This is a genomic window from Trichocoleus sp. FACHB-262, from assembly GCF_014696035.1.
In the GTDB taxonomy this organism is placed as follows: domain Bacteria; phylum Cyanobacteriota; class Cyanobacteriia; order FACHB-46; family FACHB-46; genus Trichocoleus.
In genome coordinates, this window is sequence record NZ_JACJPK010000081.1 from 1 (window position 1) to 17,854 (window position 17,854).

General features: G+C 49.5%; 19 protein-coding genes. 7 read left to right on the forward strand and 12 right to left on the reverse strand.

The features are described 5' to 3' along the window. Positions 1-14: 14 nt before the first annotated feature. The 6 genes from H6F68_RS16340 to H6F68_RS16365 all read right to left on the reverse strand — a co-directional run bounded on the left by H6F68_RS16340 (position 15) and on the right by H6F68_RS16365 (position 5,505). Positions 15-659: a methyltransferase domain-containing protein gene (locus H6F68_RS16340; protein WP_190560601.1), complete on the reverse strand. Its 645-nt coding sequence runs from the start codon at positions 657-659 to the stop codon at positions 15-17. Positions 660-706: 47 nt separating this feature from the next. Continuing rightward, entirely contained in the window at positions 707-1,396 is a 690-nt protein-coding gene (locus H6F68_RS16345; RefSeq protein ID WP_190560603.1) for a tetratricopeptide repeat protein, read from the reverse strand. Between the two features lie 89 nt (positions 1,397-1,485). Next, complete coding sequence (locus H6F68_RS16350) at positions 1,486-3,456, reverse strand: Eco57I restriction-modification methylase domain-containing protein (RefSeq protein WP_190560604.1); 1,971 nt, start codon at positions 3,454-3,456, stop codon at positions 1,486-1,488. Continuing rightward, positions 3,419-4,192: an SRPBCC family protein gene (locus H6F68_RS16355; protein ID WP_242065538.1), complete on the reverse strand. Its 774-nt coding sequence runs from the start codon at positions 4,190-4,192 to the stop codon at positions 3,419-3,421. Before H6F68_RS16355 ends, H6F68_RS16350 begins: the two co-directional genes overlap by 38 nt. A 42-nt stretch (positions 4,193-4,234) precedes the next feature. After that, on the reverse strand, positions 4,235-5,047 hold the full coding sequence (locus H6F68_RS16360; RefSeq protein WP_190560606.1) for a PD-(D/E)XK nuclease family protein: 813 nt from the start codon (positions 5,045-5,047) through the stop codon (positions 4,235-4,237). A 44-nt stretch (positions 5,048-5,091) separates the two neighbouring features. After that, positions 5,092-5,505, reverse strand: coding sequence for an EVE domain-containing protein (locus H6F68_RS16365; RefSeq protein ID WP_190560608.1), 414 nt, complete (start codon positions 5,503-5,505; stop codon positions 5,092-5,094). Positions 5,506-5,645: 140 nt separating this feature from the next. Here H6F68_RS16365 and H6F68_RS16370 point away from each other — a divergent pair, with 140 nt between their 5' ends. Next, the gene (locus tag H6F68_RS16370) at positions 5,646-6,398 is read left to right on the forward strand and encodes an SIMPL domain-containing protein (protein ID WP_190560610.1); all 753 of its coding nucleotides are present in this window, start codon (positions 5,646-5,648) and stop codon (positions 6,396-6,398) included. A 131-nt stretch (positions 6,399-6,529) separates the two neighbouring features. On the opposite strand, the gene H6F68_RS16375 is transcribed toward H6F68_RS16370, so the two are convergent. Continuing rightward, positions 6,530-6,898: a single-stranded DNA-binding protein gene (locus H6F68_RS16375; RefSeq protein ID WP_190432524.1), complete on the reverse strand. Its 369-nt coding sequence runs from the start codon at positions 6,896-6,898 to the stop codon at positions 6,530-6,532. Positions 6,899-7,372: 474 nt separating this feature from the next. On the opposite strand from H6F68_RS16375, the gene H6F68_RS16380 reads away from it, so the two are divergent. The 3 genes from H6F68_RS16380 to mreD all read left to right on the forward strand — a co-directional run bounded on the left by H6F68_RS16380 (position 7,373) and on the right by mreD (position 10,090). After that, the gene (locus H6F68_RS16380; protein WP_190432522.1) at positions 7,373-8,380 is read left to right on the forward strand and encodes a rod shape-determining protein; all 1,008 of its coding nucleotides are present in this window, start codon (positions 7,373-7,375) and stop codon (positions 8,378-8,380) included. A gap of 343 nt (positions 8,381-8,723) precedes the next feature. Beyond that, positions 8,724-9,509, forward strand: coding sequence for a rod shape-determining protein MreC (gene mreC / locus H6F68_RS16385; RefSeq protein WP_190560612.1), 786 nt, complete (start codon positions 8,724-8,726; stop codon positions 9,507-9,509). Next, entirely contained in the window at positions 9,506-10,090 is a 585-nt protein-coding gene (gene mreD, locus H6F68_RS16390) for a rod shape-determining protein MreD (protein WP_190432518.1), read from the forward strand. Before mreC ends, mreD begins: the two co-directional genes overlap by 4 nt. Before the next feature lie 26 nt (positions 10,091-10,116). On the opposite strand, the gene H6F68_RS16395 is transcribed toward mreD, so the two are convergent. Together H6F68_RS16395 and H6F68_RS16400 are read right to left on the reverse strand one after the other, a co-directional pair. After that, positions 10,117-10,926 (reverse strand): HAD family hydrolase, encoded by an 810-nt coding sequence (locus tag H6F68_RS16395; protein WP_190560614.1) that lies wholly within the window; start codon positions 10,924-10,926, stop codon positions 10,117-10,119. A gap of 431 nt (positions 10,927-11,357) precedes the next feature. Next, on the reverse strand, positions 11,358-12,539 hold the full coding sequence (locus H6F68_RS16400; RefSeq protein ID WP_190560615.1) for an alpha/beta fold hydrolase: 1,182 nt from the start codon (positions 12,537-12,539) through the stop codon (positions 11,358-11,360). A gap of 425 nt (positions 12,540-12,964) precedes the next feature. Between H6F68_RS16400 and H6F68_RS16405 the strand changes: the two genes are divergently transcribed. Then, positions 12,965-13,975, forward strand: a complete 1,011-nt coding sequence (locus H6F68_RS16405) for a hypothetical protein (protein WP_190432514.1) — start codon at positions 12,965-12,967, stop codon at positions 13,973-13,975. Positions 13,976-14,044: 69 nt separating this feature from the next. Here H6F68_RS16405 and H6F68_RS16410 read toward each other — a convergent pair whose 3' ends face one another. The 3 genes from H6F68_RS16410 to H6F68_RS16420 form a co-directional block, all read right to left on the reverse strand. Next, the gene (locus H6F68_RS16410) at positions 14,045-14,383 is read right to left on the reverse strand and encodes an STAS domain-containing protein (protein ID WP_242065539.1); all 339 of its coding nucleotides are present in this window, start codon (positions 14,381-14,383) and stop codon (positions 14,045-14,047) included. Between the two features lie 235 nt (positions 14,384-14,618). Beyond that, entirely contained in the window at positions 14,619-15,722 is a 1,104-nt protein-coding gene (gene mraY / locus H6F68_RS16415; protein WP_190432512.1) for a phospho-N-acetylmuramoyl-pentapeptide-transferase, read from the reverse strand. Positions 15,723-15,841: 119 nt separating this feature from the next. Then, positions 15,842-16,078 (reverse strand): DUF3134 domain-containing protein, encoded by a 237-nt coding sequence (locus tag H6F68_RS16420; protein ID WP_190432510.1) that lies wholly within the window; start codon positions 16,076-16,078, stop codon positions 15,842-15,844. Positions 16,079-16,290: 212 nt separating this feature from the next. Between H6F68_RS16420 and H6F68_RS16425 the strand changes: the two genes are divergently transcribed. Together H6F68_RS16425 and H6F68_RS16430 are read left to right on the forward strand one after the other, a co-directional pair. Then, entirely contained in the window at positions 16,291-16,881 is a 591-nt protein-coding gene (locus H6F68_RS16425) for a PAP/fibrillin family protein (protein ID WP_190560616.1), read from the forward strand. Positions 16,882-16,883: 2 nt separating this feature from the next. Further along, positions 16,884-17,771, forward strand: a complete 888-nt coding sequence (locus H6F68_RS16430) for a PD-(D/E)XK nuclease family protein (RefSeq protein WP_190560617.1) — start codon at positions 16,884-16,886, stop codon at positions 17,769-17,771. Positions 17,772-17,854: the final 83 nt, after the last annotated feature.

The window sequence follows — 17,854 nt, forward strand, 5'->3', positions numbered from 1 at the left end:
GTTAGGTTCCTGTCTTAAACCCGCTGGGCAATCACGGCATAAAAGGGATCGCCACCTGCAACGCCAAGCATTTGCAAAAAGCTAGGTACTTGTGCCCGTCGTGCGATCGCTTCTGGTTCCGGAAATCCAGGTACAGATGTGAAGTAACGTTTGACCAGTTCTACTCGGTATTCCTCCGAGCTATCTCGCCAAGCCTGAATCGCCTTTTGGTAGAACATGCGATTAGAAAAACTAACGATCGCAATGCCTCCGGGCTTCAGAACACGATGAATCTCGCTGAAGATCGCTTCGGGGTACTGCAAATACTGCACGGAAACGGTATTGAGCACTGCATCAAACGATTGGTCGGGTAGTGGTAGCTTCGGGTCTTGATTGAGGTCTTGAGTAAAGTAATGATTCAGGCGGGGATTGCGGGCCAACTCTTCCGCATTGAGTCCATGCCCCTCGACGTGAGCAAATTCGATCTCATCAGGTAGATGGGAAACCCAACTGCTCATCAAGTCCAAGATGCGTGTCTGAGGCTTCAACCGTTCGCGATACAAATCGGTGAGTTGCTGAATGAATCCTTCGTCTACGTGAGTGACAAATCGGGGCAGGCCATAAAATACTGTGTCTTCGGTGGGGTCTAGCTTGGTGCGATCGCTGGGCTGTAGGGGCATGATGTCGGCGGGAATAGTCTCTACTTCCCAAATTTTAATGAAGAAACTTAACGCGAGACGGTCGCTGCCAAAACTTGCTCCGCCACTTGGATTTGAGTTGCACTAAATCCAGCTTCTTGGAGATAGCTTAAAAAGGTGCGATCGCCATAGTTTCCATTTAGCGCCAAGGCTTGCTCGTAAGCTTTGGTCGCTGCTGCGCGATCGCCGCCATCCCAGTTAATGATTGCCAGTGCCACCCAAGGGTGAGAATTGTCTGGCTCCAAAGCAGCAGCTCTATGTGCGGCTAAGCTGGCCCAGCCATACTCTCGCAGACGGTGAGCCGCCAGACTGAGGTTGTAGTAAGGAATTTCGTTATTGGGTTCTAGCCAAGCGGCCCAAGAGTGAGTGATGACAGTGGAACTTAGGTCTCCCTGCACCAAATAGACAATGCCTAAAGCATTGAGCGCTGGGACTGAATTGGGATCGCGATACAAGACCTGAAACAGTGACTCCATTGCCGCTACTCCTTGGCCTGCCAGATGTTGCGTCCAGCCTAAGGTGATGCGTCCAGGCAAATTGTTGGGTTCCAGTTCTACCGCTTTTTGCAACGCGGCGATCGCTTCTGAATAACGTGCTTGTGCCCGATAAGTCAGACCAAGCTGACGATATTCACTTGCAGAGGGAGCGGCTGCAACTGATGTCACTAACCACAAGCTACCGCTAATGATCAACCCAGAAATTAAACTATTTCGCACCATTACCAGACACAACAATTAAGCAAGTTTTGATGATTTTGGGTCACAAAAACTAAGTAGAAGTAATTTTTTAGCACTTATATTTTAGTGACCTAACTAATGAGCCGCTGCTCCTCCGCCGTGAGTCCATAAAGGTCGTAGACGAATTGGTCGATTTGTCGTTCCAAAGTGTAGATACCCTCCTGCAAATTGTGGCGATATTCAGCAGCTTCGGCTGTGACTAACTGTTTCTGAAGAGATAACAAATCTTGCACTAGCAAGACTAAATGTTGATTGGGTTGCGTGAATAGTGAGTCGTGAGCAAGGCAAATAGGCAGCGATCGCAACTGTTGCGGTCCGATTCGCAAATAGCCTCCTTTGAGGCAGTCTCCCCCATATAAGTTGCGGTAGTAAAAGCTGATTAATTTGCTATTTAACAGTGCCAACAGGTAATGCAAATTCAACGAGGTGAGGATAATCACAGTCGATTTTCCCGCTACGAAATCTCCTGCGACATCCACCACACATTCCAAAACTTGAGTCATGCTAGCCACAATAATTTTGGGTTGGCGAGCTTGCCGTTGTCGCTTGGGCAGCAGGTGAGAGTGCTGCGTCGCTGGGATGATGGGATAGCGATAAGCATGGCCCAAATAGCGCAAGCACTTCTGCCCCCAGAGGTCGCAGTAACGGTCAATCGTGCCGCTGTTAATCAGCTTCAAATCGGTCGCTTGGGGGCAAGCTTCATCGGCAATCAAAGACTGCATGGCATAGGCTTCTCCTACGGTTGCGGCTCCCAAGACTTCTGCCACCGTTGAGAGGGGTGGAAACTGAGACTGCAAGCGATCGCATAACTCTGCCTGCTGCAAGCTCGTACCCAATCTCCAGGGTTTCTCTGCCTGCCAAAAGTAGCGCTGATAATCTAGCCATTGACAAGTTACTACAGCGACCGCACCATTAGCAGCTACTTCCATGCGTTCATACTGCACCCGTGAGGTTACTTTTGGTGGTTGTTTACACGCGGTATAAACAATGGGATAAACCGCGACCGGAAAGATTGGCACCCTGGAGTAGTCGCGGATTGTTAGCAGTTGATTCTGGACGGTTAAAATCTGGCGAGCCTGAGCGGCGTAACTTGCAGAACCCAGTTTATTCGGCACAATCAAGCTAGTTAAACCGTAAGGTTTGCACAGCGCGATCGCCTGCTCAATAAATACGCAGAACAAGTCCCAATTGCCAGCAGCGGCTTGATAATGTTGCGTACAGTAATGCCGCCAATCAGGAAGGTGCTCGGTCATCCACTCCGAGCCAACATAGGGAGGGTTGCCAATCACCACATCAAACCCTCCTGCCTGCATCACCTCCGGAAACTCTTCTTGCCAGTTAAAAGCCTGGTTGGAGTTGATTGGAAATGATGAAGGGGAGCGATCGCCCAATTCCTCACCAATGATGGCGTTGCCACATTTAAGGTTTTGGCTCAAATCAAACTGGCTACTCTGCGCTTTGCCCCCCCTACTCCCTTTTTGGGTATGCCCGCCAGGGCTATATGTTGGAGGGAGACGATCCAGCTCATTTGTGGAGAGATAGTCTGCGGAACTTTGAACTCTTATTCCCCCCAGTATTAGGGGGCTAGGGAGGCCAGCTATTTCTGATAAACACCGTCGGGCTTGCTCAACTGCTTGGGCATCAATATCGACCCCATAAATATGCTCCCGCAGAATCCGCCACCGCTCCGCGATCGCCAGATTCCAAGTGCCATCACTTCCCTGTTGCAGCGGTAATTCCGTGACGGGTGCCTCTCTGCTTTCGTAGGCAGCAATATAGCGATCGCGATACCAAGCCAGTAAGTAAGCGTAAGCTCGCAGCAAGAAAATGCCTTCACCGCAGGCTAGGTCGAGAATCCGGAGTTTGCCCGACAATTGTTGAGGCGTTTTACCCGCTAACAGCCGTCCAACTGTGTTTTCCACCATGTAATCCACTACTGCCGTGGGTGTGTAGCAAACCCCAATCGGCAGTCGTGATTTCTTAGTGCTATCCGGGAAAATAGAGTCAGAAGGAACGGGTGGGGGAGGTTTGCGGTTGAGCATGGTGGGCTGTTGCCTGCAAGGTTCGCCGACCGATTTCTTGGCTGATTGCGGTTAAAGATTCATTCAAGCCACTACGAAACAAGTCGTAGAACAGTCCCTTTGGGGTGCCTGTACCCGGTTCAGCCGTAATGTCTTGCATCAGCAAAACTTGAGTTACAGGAGCCCCTGGATAGGTAGCAACGGGATCAATTTGCCAATATCCTTGGAGCGTTTTTACATCTCCTTCCAGCAACCGAAAATCAATTCGTTTTTTCGCGGTTTCAATATTCTCGGTGCGGAAGCGCGATCGCCTACTGACCAGAAACACTTGACGCACATCGACTTGCTCTACCACTTTGCGGTTGCCCTGCGCCTCTATCACCCGGCTAGAAACCACGTTGGGAAGAAATTTGGACAAATTGGTATAGTCGGTCAACACTGACCAAACTACATCGGGAGAGGCTTTGACTAGAACTTTAGCCACATAGCGACCGCGATCGCCTGTCACTACTACCTTACCGCTGCGTAACGCCACTCGTTCTGCCACGGAAAGCCGCTCCAGGGGACTATTAAATAGTTCGGCCCTAGCTGCTAAGGGAGATGTAACAGTCAGCAATAGGGCCGTCGTCAGCCCGCCGAACCGCAGCAAAGTTTTAGTTCGTACAGATACCCACCGAGTACGAGCATTCGCTAAAACACGATTTGTAGAGAGGGCAGGCATAGAGCAGAAGGCAATTGGCAATTTGTCTTTGACCATAGCCTGTTAACCCGCTGAATGCCACCAGCACCCCGAAAGTCTTTAGCTTGCCGAATCCAGTGCTAAGCTCAGGGCCAACTGTAGTTCTGGTCGGGGTTTGGCATCCATCGGCAATGGTTCTGGTTCCGCTTGCACCCCTGGGCAATAGCGGGCATAGGTGCAGCGATCGCAATGCCCGCCAGTTGTAGGTTCCCAGGCTGCATCCGTTCGCAAGCGTAGCGCTAAATCCCCAATGGCAGATTCTACTCGTTGCTTATGTTCTGGAGTCACTTCAAAGCTAATTTTCTCGCCTGTGCGGAGATAAATTAAGCTCAAGCGGCGCAGGGTTTGCGGATAAGTTTGCTCTAAAGCCAAGTAGTACAGCCCAATTTGCAGATTCATCTCTGCTGGGTCTAACAGCTTGGTGTCTTTGTTGGATTTGTAGTCGATCAGTTCCAATCCATCCGCTAAATAATCGAGGCGATCATAGCGTCCTGCCAAAGTAAATTCTAGATTCTCGACTTGGAGCGATCCTTGAATTTTACCTTCTACAGCTACTGGACGCGCGATCGCAGTTTGGCTAGCCATAAAGCGCTCGTGATAGCGCTGCAACATCACCTGTCCATCGGTCACCTGAGTAGGGCTGAGTCCTTGAGTGTGCTGGCTCCAGCAGTATTCCACCCAATCGAGTCCGGGAATTGGGTCTTGATAGTGCCAATCGCGGTAGATCTGCGCTAAAGCCTCGTGTAGCGCTGTACCGAGAGACGCAGACCCAAAAAAAGCAGCCGTTTTAATCCCTCGTTCGTAACGAAAATAGTAGGACTGGGCACAGCGATGGTAGGTTTGCAACTTCGCAGCAGAAAGGTGGTAAGCCATGAATGACAGAAATGCGAGTGAGGATGGAGCGCCTACAGATGATTCTAGGAGGACTCCCCCGCCAGTTGCAGAATTCGTTGCCAATGTTCAGGCGAAACGGGCACCACCGAAAGCCGACTAATCCGCAATAAATCAAAGCCATCAAAGCTGCTGTCTTGCTTAATTTGCGCCAAAGTCACAGGTTGCGGCAGCGATCGCACGGCTTTCACATCTACGACTGCTCGTTTGGGATCAGCTAAGGCAGGGTCGGCATAAGGTTCACTCACTACCTCAGCAATGCCCGCTGCGCTGCGCTCGTCCCCTGTGTGGTAAATCAGCGCTAAGTCTCCCGGCTGCATGGTGCGGATGTGCTTCAACGCTAGATTATTGTTCACCCCATCCCAAATCGTGCGGCCATCTCGCTCCAAGTCTGCATAGCTATAAACGTGCGGTTCACTCTTCAACAACCAATAAGCCATCGCGATCGCTTTCCTCTGTTACCCAGTCTGTAAGTTTCTAAAAATGTAACCAATCAGACTTTGTACCACTGGGGATGACAGATTAGGAACATCAAAGCCATTTATTCCCCATACTTGCGATCGTGAGGAGAAACCATTTTATGTACCAAGCCCAGATGTCCCATCGTCCGTCCCTTTCCTGGCAGCGCTGGACAGCCTTACCAATCGCCCTAGGAATACTGAGCCTCACTTTTGCCAACCCTGTTCTCGCTCAAGAGAGAGCCGCAGAGAGAATGCTAAGAACCCTCACCGTCACTGGCCGTGGCATCGAAACAATTCCTACCACCTTGACTCAAGTTGAGCTAGGCGTAGAGGTACAAGGCAAAACCGCGGAAGCTGTGCAGCAAGAAGCTGCCAAGCGCTCCTCGGCAGTCGTGGCGTTGCTCAAGGCACGCAATGTGGAGAAACTGCAAACTACAGGCATCACCCTGAATCCCAACTACAGTTACGAGAACAACACGCAACGCTTAGTCGGCTACATTGCTACCAATACCGTCAGCTTTCGGGTTGATACGCAACGGGCAGGCACCATTATTGATGACGCAGTCAAAGCAGGAGCGACGCGAGTCAACGGTGTGAGTTTTGTGGCTCCAGACCCCGCGATCGCAGCCGCCCAAAAACAAGCGCTCCGCGAAGCCACCCAGGATGCTCAACAGCAAGCCAACGCTGTTTTGGAAGCGCTCAACTTCACGGCCCAGGAAATCGTCAGTATCCAGGTCAACGGAGCCAGCACTCCCCCCCCTCGCCCCGTCATGGCCTTCTCTAAATTGCAGCGAGCTGAAATGGCTGATACGCCTGTAGTGGGTGGCGAGCAAGAAATTGATGCCAGCGTCACCCTAGAGATTCGGTATTAGGGGCACCTCTCGTGGGTGACGTCCTAGGGGCTTCTGAGCAGATGCCCCAACATAAAAGGGCAGGTACAAGACCTGCCCCTATCCATTACAATCACAATCACAATCTCAGGCGCAAGACTCAGGCAACTTCGCTAAAACTCATCATCGCCGCCGTAATTGTTCATGGAACCAGCGTCATTGTCTCGCTTGGAGCCTAGCAGTTCTAAGCGATCGACGCGAATTACAGGCTTAGAACGTGTTGCACCTGTATTGCGATCTTGCCAAGACTCAAACTTGAGCGCCCCGCTCACGCCGATCAAGCTGCCTTTACGCACATAGTCAGCCGCTACTTGTGCTGTTTTGCCCCACAACTCCAAATTGAACCAGTCTGGCTGGTCATTGTTACGGGTCCGTCGGTCCACTGCTAGGGTCAAATTACAAACTACGCTACCCGATTCAAAAAATTTGACATCTGGATCTCCGCCTACCCGACCGACCAAAGTGACAACGTTAAGACTCATAGGATTATAATTACAACGGTTAGTACAAGCGTACCTATAGTATATCGAATGTTTTCTAGCTGCGATCGCCGCTTTCTGGTTGATGACTGGTTTTGCGATCGCGCTCTTTCTAGTAGCTGAACAAGTGGTTCAAAAATTTTAGCGCTTTTACTAATCTTGAGCCTCAATTTATCACCCAATAAAGGTTGTAGATTTGTTAGTGAGAGCACAAATAGTCGTTAAGATAAAAGTTATCAAGATCAGATAAATTCAAAATTCATCCTGATTTCAGCCTCCACTCCTAGGAATGTGACTAAAGATTCGTCAAACTTAGCGTAATTAATGGGATTTACAGTTAACCTGAATCTAACTAGACTCAGGATAAAAAACGTAATAAAATCCACCTCGGCTACATTGTATTCAGGCGCAGCAGCATTTCGTTTAGGGGCGTAGAAACTAGTGGGTCTTTTCAGTCGTTTTTCCTTATCTCGGGACATGGGTATCGACCTCGGTACCGCAAACACACTAGTTTATGTATCCGGTAAAGGCATCGTTCTCCAAGAACCTTCGGTGGTGGCGATCGACCAAGATGACCGGATTCCTTTGGCGGTCGGAGAAGATGCCAAAAAGATGCTGGGACGGACCCCTGGGAATGTAGTTGCTCTGCGTCCCCTGCGGGATGGTGTGATTGCCGACTTCGACACCGCAGAACTGATGTTGAAGCATTTTATTCGGCGGGTGCATGAAGGTCGCACCCTGGTTTCACCCCGGATCGTCATTGGCATTCCTAGTGGGGTTACAGGGGTAGAACGTCGGGCGGTCATGGAAGCAGCTTCTCAAGCGGGTGCCCGTGAAGTTTACCTGATTGATGAGCCAGTTGCTGCTGCGATCGGAGCGGGACTGCCTGTGGCAGAACCTACCGGCAACATGATTATCGATATTGGTGGCGGCACCACTGAAGTCGCAGTTTTAAGCTTACAAGGAACAGTTCTGAGTGAATCTGTTCGAGTCGCGGGTGATGAGCTGAGTGAATCAATCACTCAGTACATGAAGAAAGTGCACAACTTGGTGATTGGAGAACGCACAGCCGAGGAGATTAAGATCCGCATCGGTTCTGCTTACCCTACCAACGAAGTTGATGAAGCCATGATGGAAGTTCGAGGTCTGCATTTACTCTCTGGATTGCCTCGTACCGTTACGATCAAGGGGCCAGAAATTCGCGAAAGTATGTCTGAGCCTCTATTAGTGATTGTTGAGGCTGTTAAGCGTACCTTAGAGCGCACTCCCCCTGAACTGGCAGCGGATATTATTGACCGCGGGATCATGTTGGCTGGAGGAGGTGCCCTATTAAAAGGTATTGATACCCTGATTAGTCACGAAACTGGCATTGTAGTTCACGTTGCTGCCGATCCCCTGAGCTGTGTCGTATTAGGCACAGGTCGTGTGTTAGAGAATTTCAAGCAGTTAGAACGAGTATTCAGCGGTCGCTCTCGCCATATGTAACAACAGCAAATTGACGTGTTTCAGGGCTGGCGATTGCATCAGTCCGGTGGCCTTAGGCGATCGCGCACTTTCCTAGTTTGAAGGGCAATCATTGCTCTGCCTTGGTCTACTTGTGTCTTTTGGGATTGAGTTCTTCAGGCCCTAGACTCAATTTGAGCAACCCACTAGGCCCAGCGTTGCCCTGCAAATCTTACGAGGCCCTTAAATCTGCCATCACTGCTGGGCGATCGCATTTGTTAGCCTTCCTTTGCCTTAAGCAATAACCTGCCTTCAGCCAAGGAAACCATTTCAGCAAGCTAAGGATTCCTAGAAAGTAAGTTCAAACCAAGATAGTTTAGATTGCATGTATACACTGCGTCGCTGGTGGGATCGATATGGCGTAAGAATGTTGCTGGTGGGTCTTACCCTCGGTACAGCTTGGGTAGTGCGAGAAACCCAGGGAGCGGCAATTCTAGAAGTTTATCAAGGTCTGACTCGCCCTTTCCAAGGCGCTCCGAACCCCGAAGAGCAAATTGCCAACGCACGGGTTCTAGAACTCCAGCAACGCTTAGTGGAGCTAGAAAGCCAAAATCAAAAGCTTCAAGATTTACTCGGTTATGCCTCTGCTACACCTCAAAAGGGAATTGCTGCTCCTGTAATCGGGCGTAGCGCCGACCATTGGTGGCAACAAGTTACCCTGGGGCGTGGTAGCAAAGATGGACTACAGGTGGGTCATGTGGTCGCTGGGCCTGGAGGCTTGGTCGGTCGGATCGTCAGCAGCACTCCTCATACTAGTCGCGTTCTGCTCATTAGTGATCCCACTAGCCGAGTCGGGGTGGTTGTAAGTCGCAGCCGCTACACGGGTTTCATGCGAGGCCAAGCAGGTAACCGAGCAGTGATGGAATTCTTTGATAAAGTTCCAGATGTGCGGCGTGGCGATGTAATTTCTACTTCCACATTCAGCCAGCTTTTTCCATCCGGTATGCCCGTGGGGCGGGTCGAGTCAGTCAACCTGAATAAAAGCCCTGCGCCTGAAGCAGTGATTGAGCTATCTGCCCCTATCAGTTACTTGGAATGGGTAATCGTTTATCCTACTCAAGCCGAACTTCAAAATTCTACGCCCGCAACTCCAAAGTCGAATATCCCATGAGGAATGATTCCTTCAAAAACCTGCTGAAAGGTTCTGCTTATCATCGCTCGCTTTTAAATTGGACTGTAACAGTTGTCTCTGTACTTTTATGCCTACTGGCTCTGCCTCTACGCTTTCCAGGTCTGGAACTAGCAGGCATTGGTCCTAACTGGCTACTAATCTGGGTCGTGGCTTGGAGCGTTAAGCGGACTGTGTTTCAAGGAGCGATCGCTGGATTAGTCTTAGGGCTCCTGCAAGATGGTATGACGGCTCCTCATCCCACTCATGTTTTAAGTTTGATAGTAGTGGGTGTGTTAACGGCTCGCCTACAGAAGCAGCGATACATCGAAGAAGACTTTATCTCTGTGGCACTGATTGTTTTTGGTATGGCTGTCTTAGCAGAAACTGTGATTGCCATTCAATTTAGTCTGCAAAAGTTTGATGGCGCATCGGTTCAAGCCATGCGGACCCTAGCCGAGATCTGGACATATCACCAGCGCACTGCTTTGAGTTCAGCAATTTTGAGTAGTCTTTGGGCTCCCGTCGTCTATTTCCCTCTCAACCGTTGGTGGGAGCATATGGGTCTGCTAGAACAACCCTAAACTTACCGTTCTTAGCTTGTATGATTTCAGCCTTGGACTAGATGGTAGCAAGTCACGACATGCTGCACTGCAGATACGAGGTCGCTGAGGATGCAGGTGGGGTGCAATCGCTCTAGATAACGTCTGCTGCGAATCCCACAAGTCAAGGCGAGCGTAGGAATTTCTAACGCTTGGCCAGCCAAAACATCGGCCTCGGTATCTCCAATCATCCAGGATGACTGAGCCAAGTCACCACGCAACCCTTGCTCCAGCGCAGCGTTGACTAAAAGCTGAGTTTTGTAGTCAGCGTAGTTTTGGTAAGCCGCTTGGTCGTTATCAGCGCCATAAATACCGCTAAACAAATCTGCCAAACCATATTCTTGCAAGATCTGAGTCGCTTGCTGTTGGCATCGTAGCGTCACTAAAACCAGCCTGATACCTTTTGTATGCAGTAGTTTGAGCGCCCAGCGCACTCCTGGCTGCAACCGATCCTTCTGAAGCAGGGTCGGCTGATTTACGATTTGGCCAACTCGCTGTAAAAACACATCAATTTGTGATTGCTGAACGAGTCCAGAGCGCATTGCGATCTCTACATCTGGCACTCGATCTTGTTTCATCTGCCAGAACTGTTCTTTACTTAGCAGCTGAATGGGTAAGGTAATTCCTTGAACTTGGTAAGTCGCTTGAGTGTCGGCGAGTCCTAGTTGGTAGGTGCTGTAGTAGCGCTCTGAAACATCAATGATGGGACCGTCAAAGTCGCAAAATACTGTCAGCCCTGATGAAGATGGAACGGAAAGCCCTGTTTGACTCCGATATAACTCGTAGAGATGCAAACTTGCGGGTACAACACCTGTCATAAAGGTTACCTGAGGGCTACAAGCCGATACACTTCTTCACTTTAGTTGATTAAAACATAAGTTGTCATGCCTTTTAGGCTGCTTCTGCTATCAAAAAATTTTATACATCGAATAACAAGACAACGAAAGGTTAGCAAAATTAACCTTCGTCTATTTTTGTTGATACGCGCAATTATTTTGTAGCCTACTATACCTTTTGTCAATGAGCTGAGTTTGCAATTTAGGGCGATCGCGTTTTTTACCAGCTCAGGTACAGCTTTTCGACCTTAAGCACCTTGTTATCTACTAAATAATTCAGACACCTCTAGCTAAAACTGTAAGCTCAATCAACAAAACTTCCTCAGCTATTTAGCCAAGGAAGTATGCCATCAAAATAGAGTTAGTCGAGTAGGCGCTGTGTGGCCCTGTGTAGTTACGCAGATTAATCTAGTCTATTGAACAGCGGGTACGAGAGGCAGATCAGCCGCTTGTTCTAGATTACTCATATTATCTAAGTTCACCTTACCCTGCGTCAGGAAACGGAATGTCTCCTGGTAAAGACTTTGCCAGAAACGATTACTCATATTCTGGCTTACCTCAGTGGGGTCCACCATTGGGTGAGGCACTAAGTCTTGCGCTGGGTATAAGTAAGAGTAATGCCCTTGGTGATTACCACCGATTTCCTGAAAGAAAGTTTGATTCGTCTTCACATCAGCCGCATCCTCGTTCTCAGTCAGCACTAAGAAGGTAGGAATATTTTGTAAGGTACGAGTTTGCTTGGGGTTCAGGACAAAGGAGCTACCAAAGCGATCGGCTGCCGTTAGCGCTCCCACGGGGAATTGCAGATTAGGGTCCCAACCTAGTTCTTTGATATCCAGCGGACCTGCCATATTTACATATTGCCGATGTTCTTCTCCATCAACTTTGAGGAGAGGGGCATAAGCCACAACGCGATCGATGCGATCGGGACGAGTCGCAGCAAGACCTAGAGCGACAGCACCCCCAACTGACAAACCCACCGTATAAACTGGGCCTGGGAGCGCATCCAATTCAGCCAATCGAGCTTTTGCTTCGCTCAGGTAATCGAGGTGAGAGGAGATAAAGTAGCGCTCAAAGTCAGGATCATCTGGCCGAGTAATAGCTTGCATAATATCTAGCAGGCGAGGCTCAATGGCTAGCAACCTTGCTAGTAAAGCGATACGTTGGGTCGCGCTGGGGCGGCGATCGCTGGGGTTAGCCGATAGATTAGCAAAATAGTTTTGTAAAACGGGGTCTTGCTGAACTTTCCGGCGTAAAGGTTCGGCAAGCTCAGGCTTGAGATCAACTTGGGGCCAATATTTGTTGGGCAGCGCAAAGGCATGACCGGCTAGGGTTGCTTGATAAACATTGAACCTATTCTGGAATAAGTATTCAGCCAAGCGCCACATTTGATGGGGTTTTGCACTGAAACCATGAAACATCAGGATAGTGCCATGAACAGTTTGCCCAGGTTCGTGAAAGAGGTAGTAGGGGTAGGCACCCGAACGACGATCTGGGTTGGCATCAATAGTGGCAACGTAAGCGGCGATCGCTTGCTTCGTTTGGGCTAGTTGTTCAGCAGTGGGGGTGGTACTGGTCTGCAAAGAGGGAGGCATAAGGGTGATCCTAGAGGGTAGAACAGGGGCATTGACTAAGCCTCAACTAAGGCTCAAACATAGACCTTTACACCGAGACAAAAGCTTGAATGGTCAGGATAGCGTTGTTGAATACCACATGACTCAATAGAGTCATTCCGCATCTAATATTCTTTATAAAAAACTTTTCCTGTGACTGGGGCGATCTAGTTAGGCATCTAGTTAGACGATCGATCTAGGCGATTTATGGGGCAATCTTATGGAGCCATTTATAGGGCAATTTATAGGGGCGATCGCGGCTTCTGTTACAAATTCTTCTACTTGCAAATTCTCCCACCCACTTTTAAACCCAAGCACTAGAATCGATCTACTGACGTGCTGCTCGCATGTAGCACTGTTTCTATTCAGGCAAGCTTGAAACTTGGCTCTGTCAGAGCCCCCTCTTTATGAAACGGTCAATTCAATGCCCATCGTGTCTGACACCCCTGGGTACTCTCAACTATGACAGCATTCCTCAGTTGAGATGCACCTCCTGCCAACGCAAATATGGTGTGGTTTACGGCAAGCTCTCTCAACGGAGTTCTATGCGAGAGGTGCTGCTTTACCTCACCGCTAAGCTGCCTAGGTTCTATAAACGGCACTATGAATTCCGCATTATTACGCCAAGCAGAAGTCTTCAAGTCTTGAAGTTTTCCGTTCCAGGAGCAGAGGATGGGATTCCGGTGCGTCGGGGCGATATGATTTCGCTGCTCTATACCACCCAAGGCTATGTCTTGAAAAAGTTAATCGCAATTACCAACCATACGACAGGGAGCGATTATCTTTTACCTTCACCTGTGCCTAGCCCTGGTTATTTAGTGGCCACTCGTGGCACCGTCTCCGCCACTGTGTTTTTGTCTTTGCTGTTGACTGGGGCCAATATCTTCCTGCTATCAATGCTGAGTGCAGCTAGTCTTTTACTCTACGCGAAGCTTGCTCATACGGCTCAGCTAACAAGTCCTCCGCTGCAAATGAATGTGCAGGAAGAGTCACGCTTACTCGCCGACCAGAAACTCCTTACTCAGAAATACAGCTTAGAGCAGCGTTTGGGCGAACTAAAGCATGAGTCTGCTGCTAACCAGGCGCTGATCAGCCAACTGGACTCGCTCAAGCGTAAAATGTTGCAGTTTGATGACAAGCTTTATGCCAACCGGATTCGTCGCACCACAAGTGCCGTGGGCATCTTGAGTAAGCAGATGAGTAATAACCAGCGGCTGGTTAGTGAGTACTCACGCATGATCAAGATGATTGAGATTGAAGTGGAGACGGCGCAAATTGCTGACCAGCTCCCCGATGCCGAGAACTTTACTAAAACGATTTTGCGTAAGTTAGCAGAACTGAAGCACGTCGAAGAATACAACCAAAACTTAAGATTTCAGCTAGAAGCCAATGAAGAAGTTAGACGGATGCAAGCTTAAGCTGTGACTGACTCAGTTGAGTCACGCCATAAGCCACAACCAACTGCGTGAGGCAAATGCACCCTAAATTTAGGGCAATGTCGTTTCAAAGGCAGCTTGATTATCAAAAATCGGAAAAACTTTGTCGAGCTGAGTCAGCTCAAAAATGATGCGGACCGAAGGTGAAATTGAGCAGAGAACTAGCTGACGGCCCAAACGCTGGGCAAAGCTAAGCGCTCCAACCAGCACCATTAGTCCAGAACTGTCTAGAGAATCTACTTGAGCCATGTCCACTAATATGTCCTGTGCAGGGGTCGAAGCAACTTTATGCTTCAACTGGTTCTGCAAATCAGTGGCATTGACTCCATTGAGATGACCAGAAACTTGAAAAACTTCAAATTGGGGGCGGGAAGGTGCGTATTGCATCATAAACCCTAAGTGCAGGGGGAAATTGCTTAGATGCTCCCAACCATAAACGCTATGGGCTTTGGAGTGGCTAGATCCAACCAGCAGTTTACTTAATCTTTAGGTTACTGGCTCGAATGGTTTAACTCCTCTTCGTACTATCTCTCACTCGTTTTAAGGAATCGAGCTGGCACTAAAAAAATTCGAACCCCTGGCAAGAAGTCCGAACTTTTAGATTTAATCCAGTTTTAGGAGACGCTTAAACAAAGAGGTGAAGCAGTAGACACACTAGAACCAAACATCCCCCTGTTAGGTAAAATCGTGACACAATTTGGTTTTCTGACCAACCGGAAAGCTCTAGATGGTGATGTAGAGGGGCCATTTTGAAGAGGCGCTTGCCGACTCCATCAGGGCCTTTAGTCGCCTTGAAATAGCTGACTTGCGCGATTACTGATAGGGTTTCCGCTAGGAAGAGGCCTCCGAGAATTAGCAGTGCCCACAGAGTATTGGTGATTAGAGCGATCGCAGCTAAGGCTCCCCCTAACGCCAAGGAACCCGTGTCTCCCATGAAGACGCGAGCGGGGTTCCGGTTATGCATTAAGAAGCCGAGACAGCCACCACTGAGGCAACCACAAAACAACATTAATTCGGGATGAGTCGGCGCGACCAAAGCACCTAACCCTAAGAGAGCGATCGCTCCAGTGCCGCCTGCCAGGCCATCAAGACCATCGGTGAGGTTGGTAGCATTACTTTCCGACACCAACACAAACCAAGCCAAGGGCCAGAATAGCAATCCTAAAGGCAGTGCCAGTCCAAAGGGAAGAGCCACCGTGGTAATGCTTTCACCTTGAGTCAGCATCAGCCAAAGACAGAACAGCCCGCCAAACATGACTTGCAGGGCGAGCTTCATTCGGGGCGAGATGCCTTTATTGGACTTGCGGCGTAATACTTGCCAGTCGTCTAGCCAACCGATGAAACCGTAGCCGAGCGTCAGGGCTGAGACTGCTACTACATTGGCATTAAATCCAGACCAGAGCAGCGCGATCGCTACCGCCGCAGGCACAAAGAAAATGCCACCCATCGTTGGGGTACCTGCTTTCTTTAAGTGGCCTTGGGGTCCGTCTTCTCGAATAAATTGCCCGGTTTTCAGCGCCCGGAGCAAGGGTACAGCCCAGTAACCTAATGCGGCGGTTACTAGGCCACAAATCCACAACGGCAAAGTCAACGAAAGCCCTTGCCAGAGGGGACGGTTGGCAAACCAATCTAGCGCTGAGGCGGCAAAGCTCAGTCCTGTCCACAGCGCTAGCAGCAGCATCGTCCCAGTCAGCTTGATGGATCGGTCAGAAAATAGTTTTGCGTCCACTGGATTGTCATCTCACTTCACACCACACATGCCAAAGATTTCGAGCTGATCTTTGGAAATTCAGGACAAAATTTTACCCATTTGGGCGATTGCCAAACTTAGAGCGATACCAACTCGCTCTATTCATCGAGATCGAGGGCATCGTCGTCATCGTCATCGGTGTCATAGGTGCCATCATCGACCGCCATAAGTTCGGCGATTTCCTCCTCATTATCGGAGTAGTCGAAATCTTGACTATCGCGAGCCAACAGACGACCATTTGCCTCCAGCCAGTCTAAAATTGAAGACTCTTGCTGTAATGGAATGATGGGAGCGCGTTCGCTGCGAGCGTGCTGCCGCAAAGAAGGGTTGTACATGCTAAGGTTCGGCCTAGAGTAGCTACTTTTTTATTCTGACGAACGGAGATGCCCAGAGTCTACCACCGAGTGGTGAATTTCGTGAAGACATCTCTAGCGGATATTTGGGTTGAAGTCAAGAAAGGCCTCAAAAGATTTGTAAAGTTGCTCTAACACTTATCAAGTTGCTGTAACACGATCAAGATCAGACCAGCTAGTAGAGGTCAGCTCCGATGTTAGGCAAGGCAGAATTATTAGAAGCGATCGCAGGGAAGAATCGAGGTTTGCTCGCCACAGAGCGTGATCAACTGGCTATATTAGCAGCGATCGCTCAATTGGAAGACCGCAATCCTACCCCACGACCGACGGAAGCCAGTGATCTTTTAGACGGCAATTGGCGTTTACTCTACACAACTAGTCGAGGTCTACTCAATATTGATCAATTTCCTTTGCTGAAGTTGGGGCAGATCTACCAATACATTCGGGCTAGCGAAGCCAAGATCTATAACTTAGCAGAAGTGCATGGCTTGCCCTACTTAGAAGGGTTGGTCAGTGTTGCGGCCCGCTTCCAAGCAGTTTCAGAGCGACGAGTCGAGGTAAAGTTTGAGCGCTCTGTGTTGGGTTTGCAGCGGCTGCTCGGCTATCAGTGGCCATCTCAATTTGTGCAACGGCTGGAGTCTGGAGAAAAATTCTTCGCGGTCGACTTTAGTATTGCCGACCGAGATCAGCAAGGCTGGCTAGATATTACTTATCTCGATGCCGACTTACGCATTGGGCGGGGCAATGAAGGAAGCGTTTTCGTCTTGACCAAAGTGCGAGAGTAATCATGCAGAGCCATTGGGACACTAACTTAGACATTGCCAATAATGTTGCGGTTAACGGGGCGATCGCCGACAGCGCCGAGCCTAAGTTGCGGCTGTCTCAGGGGCAATTGAACCTGCTAGAGAGTTGTCCCCGGAAGTTTCAACATATTTATCTAGAGCAACTCGGCTCACCCTCCACCCCAGAACAACAAGCCCATCAGGCATGGGGCAGCCGCTTCCACTTATTAATGCAGCAGCGGGAACTGGGATTACCCATCGACGCCCTCATGGCAGAAGATGCTCAGATGCAGCACTGTGTCAGTACCTTGCTAGCCGCAGTTCCAGAAATTGTCGGGCTGGCTACTCCTTCAGATACTACTTGGCGACAAAGCGAGCACCGTCGGACTTGCAGTGTACAAGGCTATCCAATCACGGTGATTTATGACTTGGTCATGTTGGAGAAGCAACAAGCCAGAATTCTAGACTGGAAAACTTACCCTCGTCCGCCGCAGCAAAATTGGCTCGCGCACAATTGGCAAACTCGTCTATATCCATTTGTGCTGGCAGAAACTAGTGCCTATTTACCAGAACAAATTTCTTTGACTTACTGGTTCGTGCAAGCTCAGGATGACCCAACGAAGGCTCCGTTACCTCAAAGCCTCACCTTCCCCTACAGTTCCACCTGGCATGAGCAGACACGGCAAGAGTTGACGCAACTGCTACAGCAACTTACAGACTGGCTTGAACAATATCAGCAGGGTGAACCGTTTCCCCAAGTGAACGTAGCCATAGAACGCTGTGACGATTGCCAGTTTTCGGGCCGCTGTCAGCGTCACTCTAGTGATCCAGAAGCTCCTGCGGTGACAGATTGGTTAGTAAACCTCGATCGCATTGATGAAGTGATGCTCTGAAGCGACAAATATCAACAATATCGCCGCCATGCAGCAATACTGCACTCCCACTCCGGTTTCTACGACTAGCGGAATAGATGGGT

Excerpts from the sequence above, each read along its gene's own strand:
- H6F68_RS16345 (WP_190560603.1), bottom strand. The coding sequence starts at position 1,396 with ATGGTGCGAAATAGTTTAATTTCTGGGTTGATCATTAGCGGTAGCTTG.
- H6F68_RS16375 (WP_190432524.1), bottom strand. The coding sequence starts at position 6,898 with ATGAGTCTTAACGTTGTCACTTTGGTCGGTCGGGTAGGCGGAGATCCA.
- H6F68_RS16370 (WP_190560610.1), top strand. The coding sequence starts at position 5,646 with ATGTACCAAGCCCAGATGTCCCATCGTCCGTCCCTTTCCTGGCAGCGC.
- H6F68_RS16395 (WP_190560614.1), bottom strand. The coding sequence starts at position 10,926 with ATGACAGGTGTTGTACCCGCAAGTTTGCATCTCTACGAGTTATATCGG.
- H6F68_RS16405 (WP_190432514.1), top strand. The coding sequence starts at position 12,965 with ATGAAACGGTCAATTCAATGCCCATCGTGTCTGACACCCCTGGGTACT.
- H6F68_RS16430 (WP_190560617.1), top strand. The coding sequence starts at position 16,884 with ATGCAGAGCCATTGGGACACTAACTTAGACATTGCCAATAATGTTGCG.
- H6F68_RS16400 (WP_190560615.1), bottom strand. The coding sequence starts at position 12,539 with ATGCCTCCCTCTTTGCAGACCAGTACCACCCCCACTGCTGAACAACTA.
- H6F68_RS16365 (WP_190560608.1), bottom strand. The coding sequence starts at position 5,505 with ATGGCTTATTGGTTGTTGAAGAGTGAACCGCACGTTTATAGCTATGCA.
- H6F68_RS16350 (WP_190560604.1), bottom strand. The coding sequence starts at position 3,456 with ATGCTCAACCGCAAACCTCCCCCACCCGTTCCTTCTGACTCTATTTTC.
- H6F68_RS16360 (WP_190560606.1), bottom strand. The coding sequence starts at position 5,047 with ATGGCTTACCACCTTTCTGCTGCGAAGTTGCAAACCTACCATCGCTGT.
- mreC (WP_190560612.1), top strand. The coding sequence starts at position 8,724 with ATGTATACACTGCGTCGCTGGTGGGATCGATATGGCGTAAGAATGTTG.
- H6F68_RS16425 (WP_190560616.1), top strand. The coding sequence starts at position 16,291 with ATGTTAGGCAAGGCAGAATTATTAGAAGCGATCGCAGGGAAGAATCGA.
- H6F68_RS16410 (WP_242065539.1), bottom strand. The coding sequence starts at position 14,383 with ATGATGCAATACGCACCTTCCCGCCCCCAATTTGAAGTTTTTCAAGTT.
- H6F68_RS16355 (WP_242065538.1), bottom strand. The coding sequence starts at position 4,192 with ATGGTCAAAGACAAATTGCCAATTGCCTTCTGCTCTATGCCTGCCCTC.
- H6F68_RS16380 (WP_190432522.1), top strand. The coding sequence starts at position 7,373 with ATGGGTATCGACCTCGGTACCGCAAACACACTAGTTTATGTATCCGGT.
- H6F68_RS16420 (WP_190432510.1), bottom strand. The coding sequence starts at position 16,078 with ATGTACAACCCTTCTTTGCGGCAGCACGCTCGCAGCGAACGCGCTCCC.
- mreD (WP_190432518.1), top strand. The coding sequence starts at position 9,506 with ATGAGGAATGATTCCTTCAAAAACCTGCTGAAAGGTTCTGCTTATCAT.
- H6F68_RS16340 (WP_190560601.1), bottom strand. The coding sequence starts at position 659 with ATGCCCCTACAGCCCAGCGATCGCACCAAGCTAGACCCCACCGAAGAC.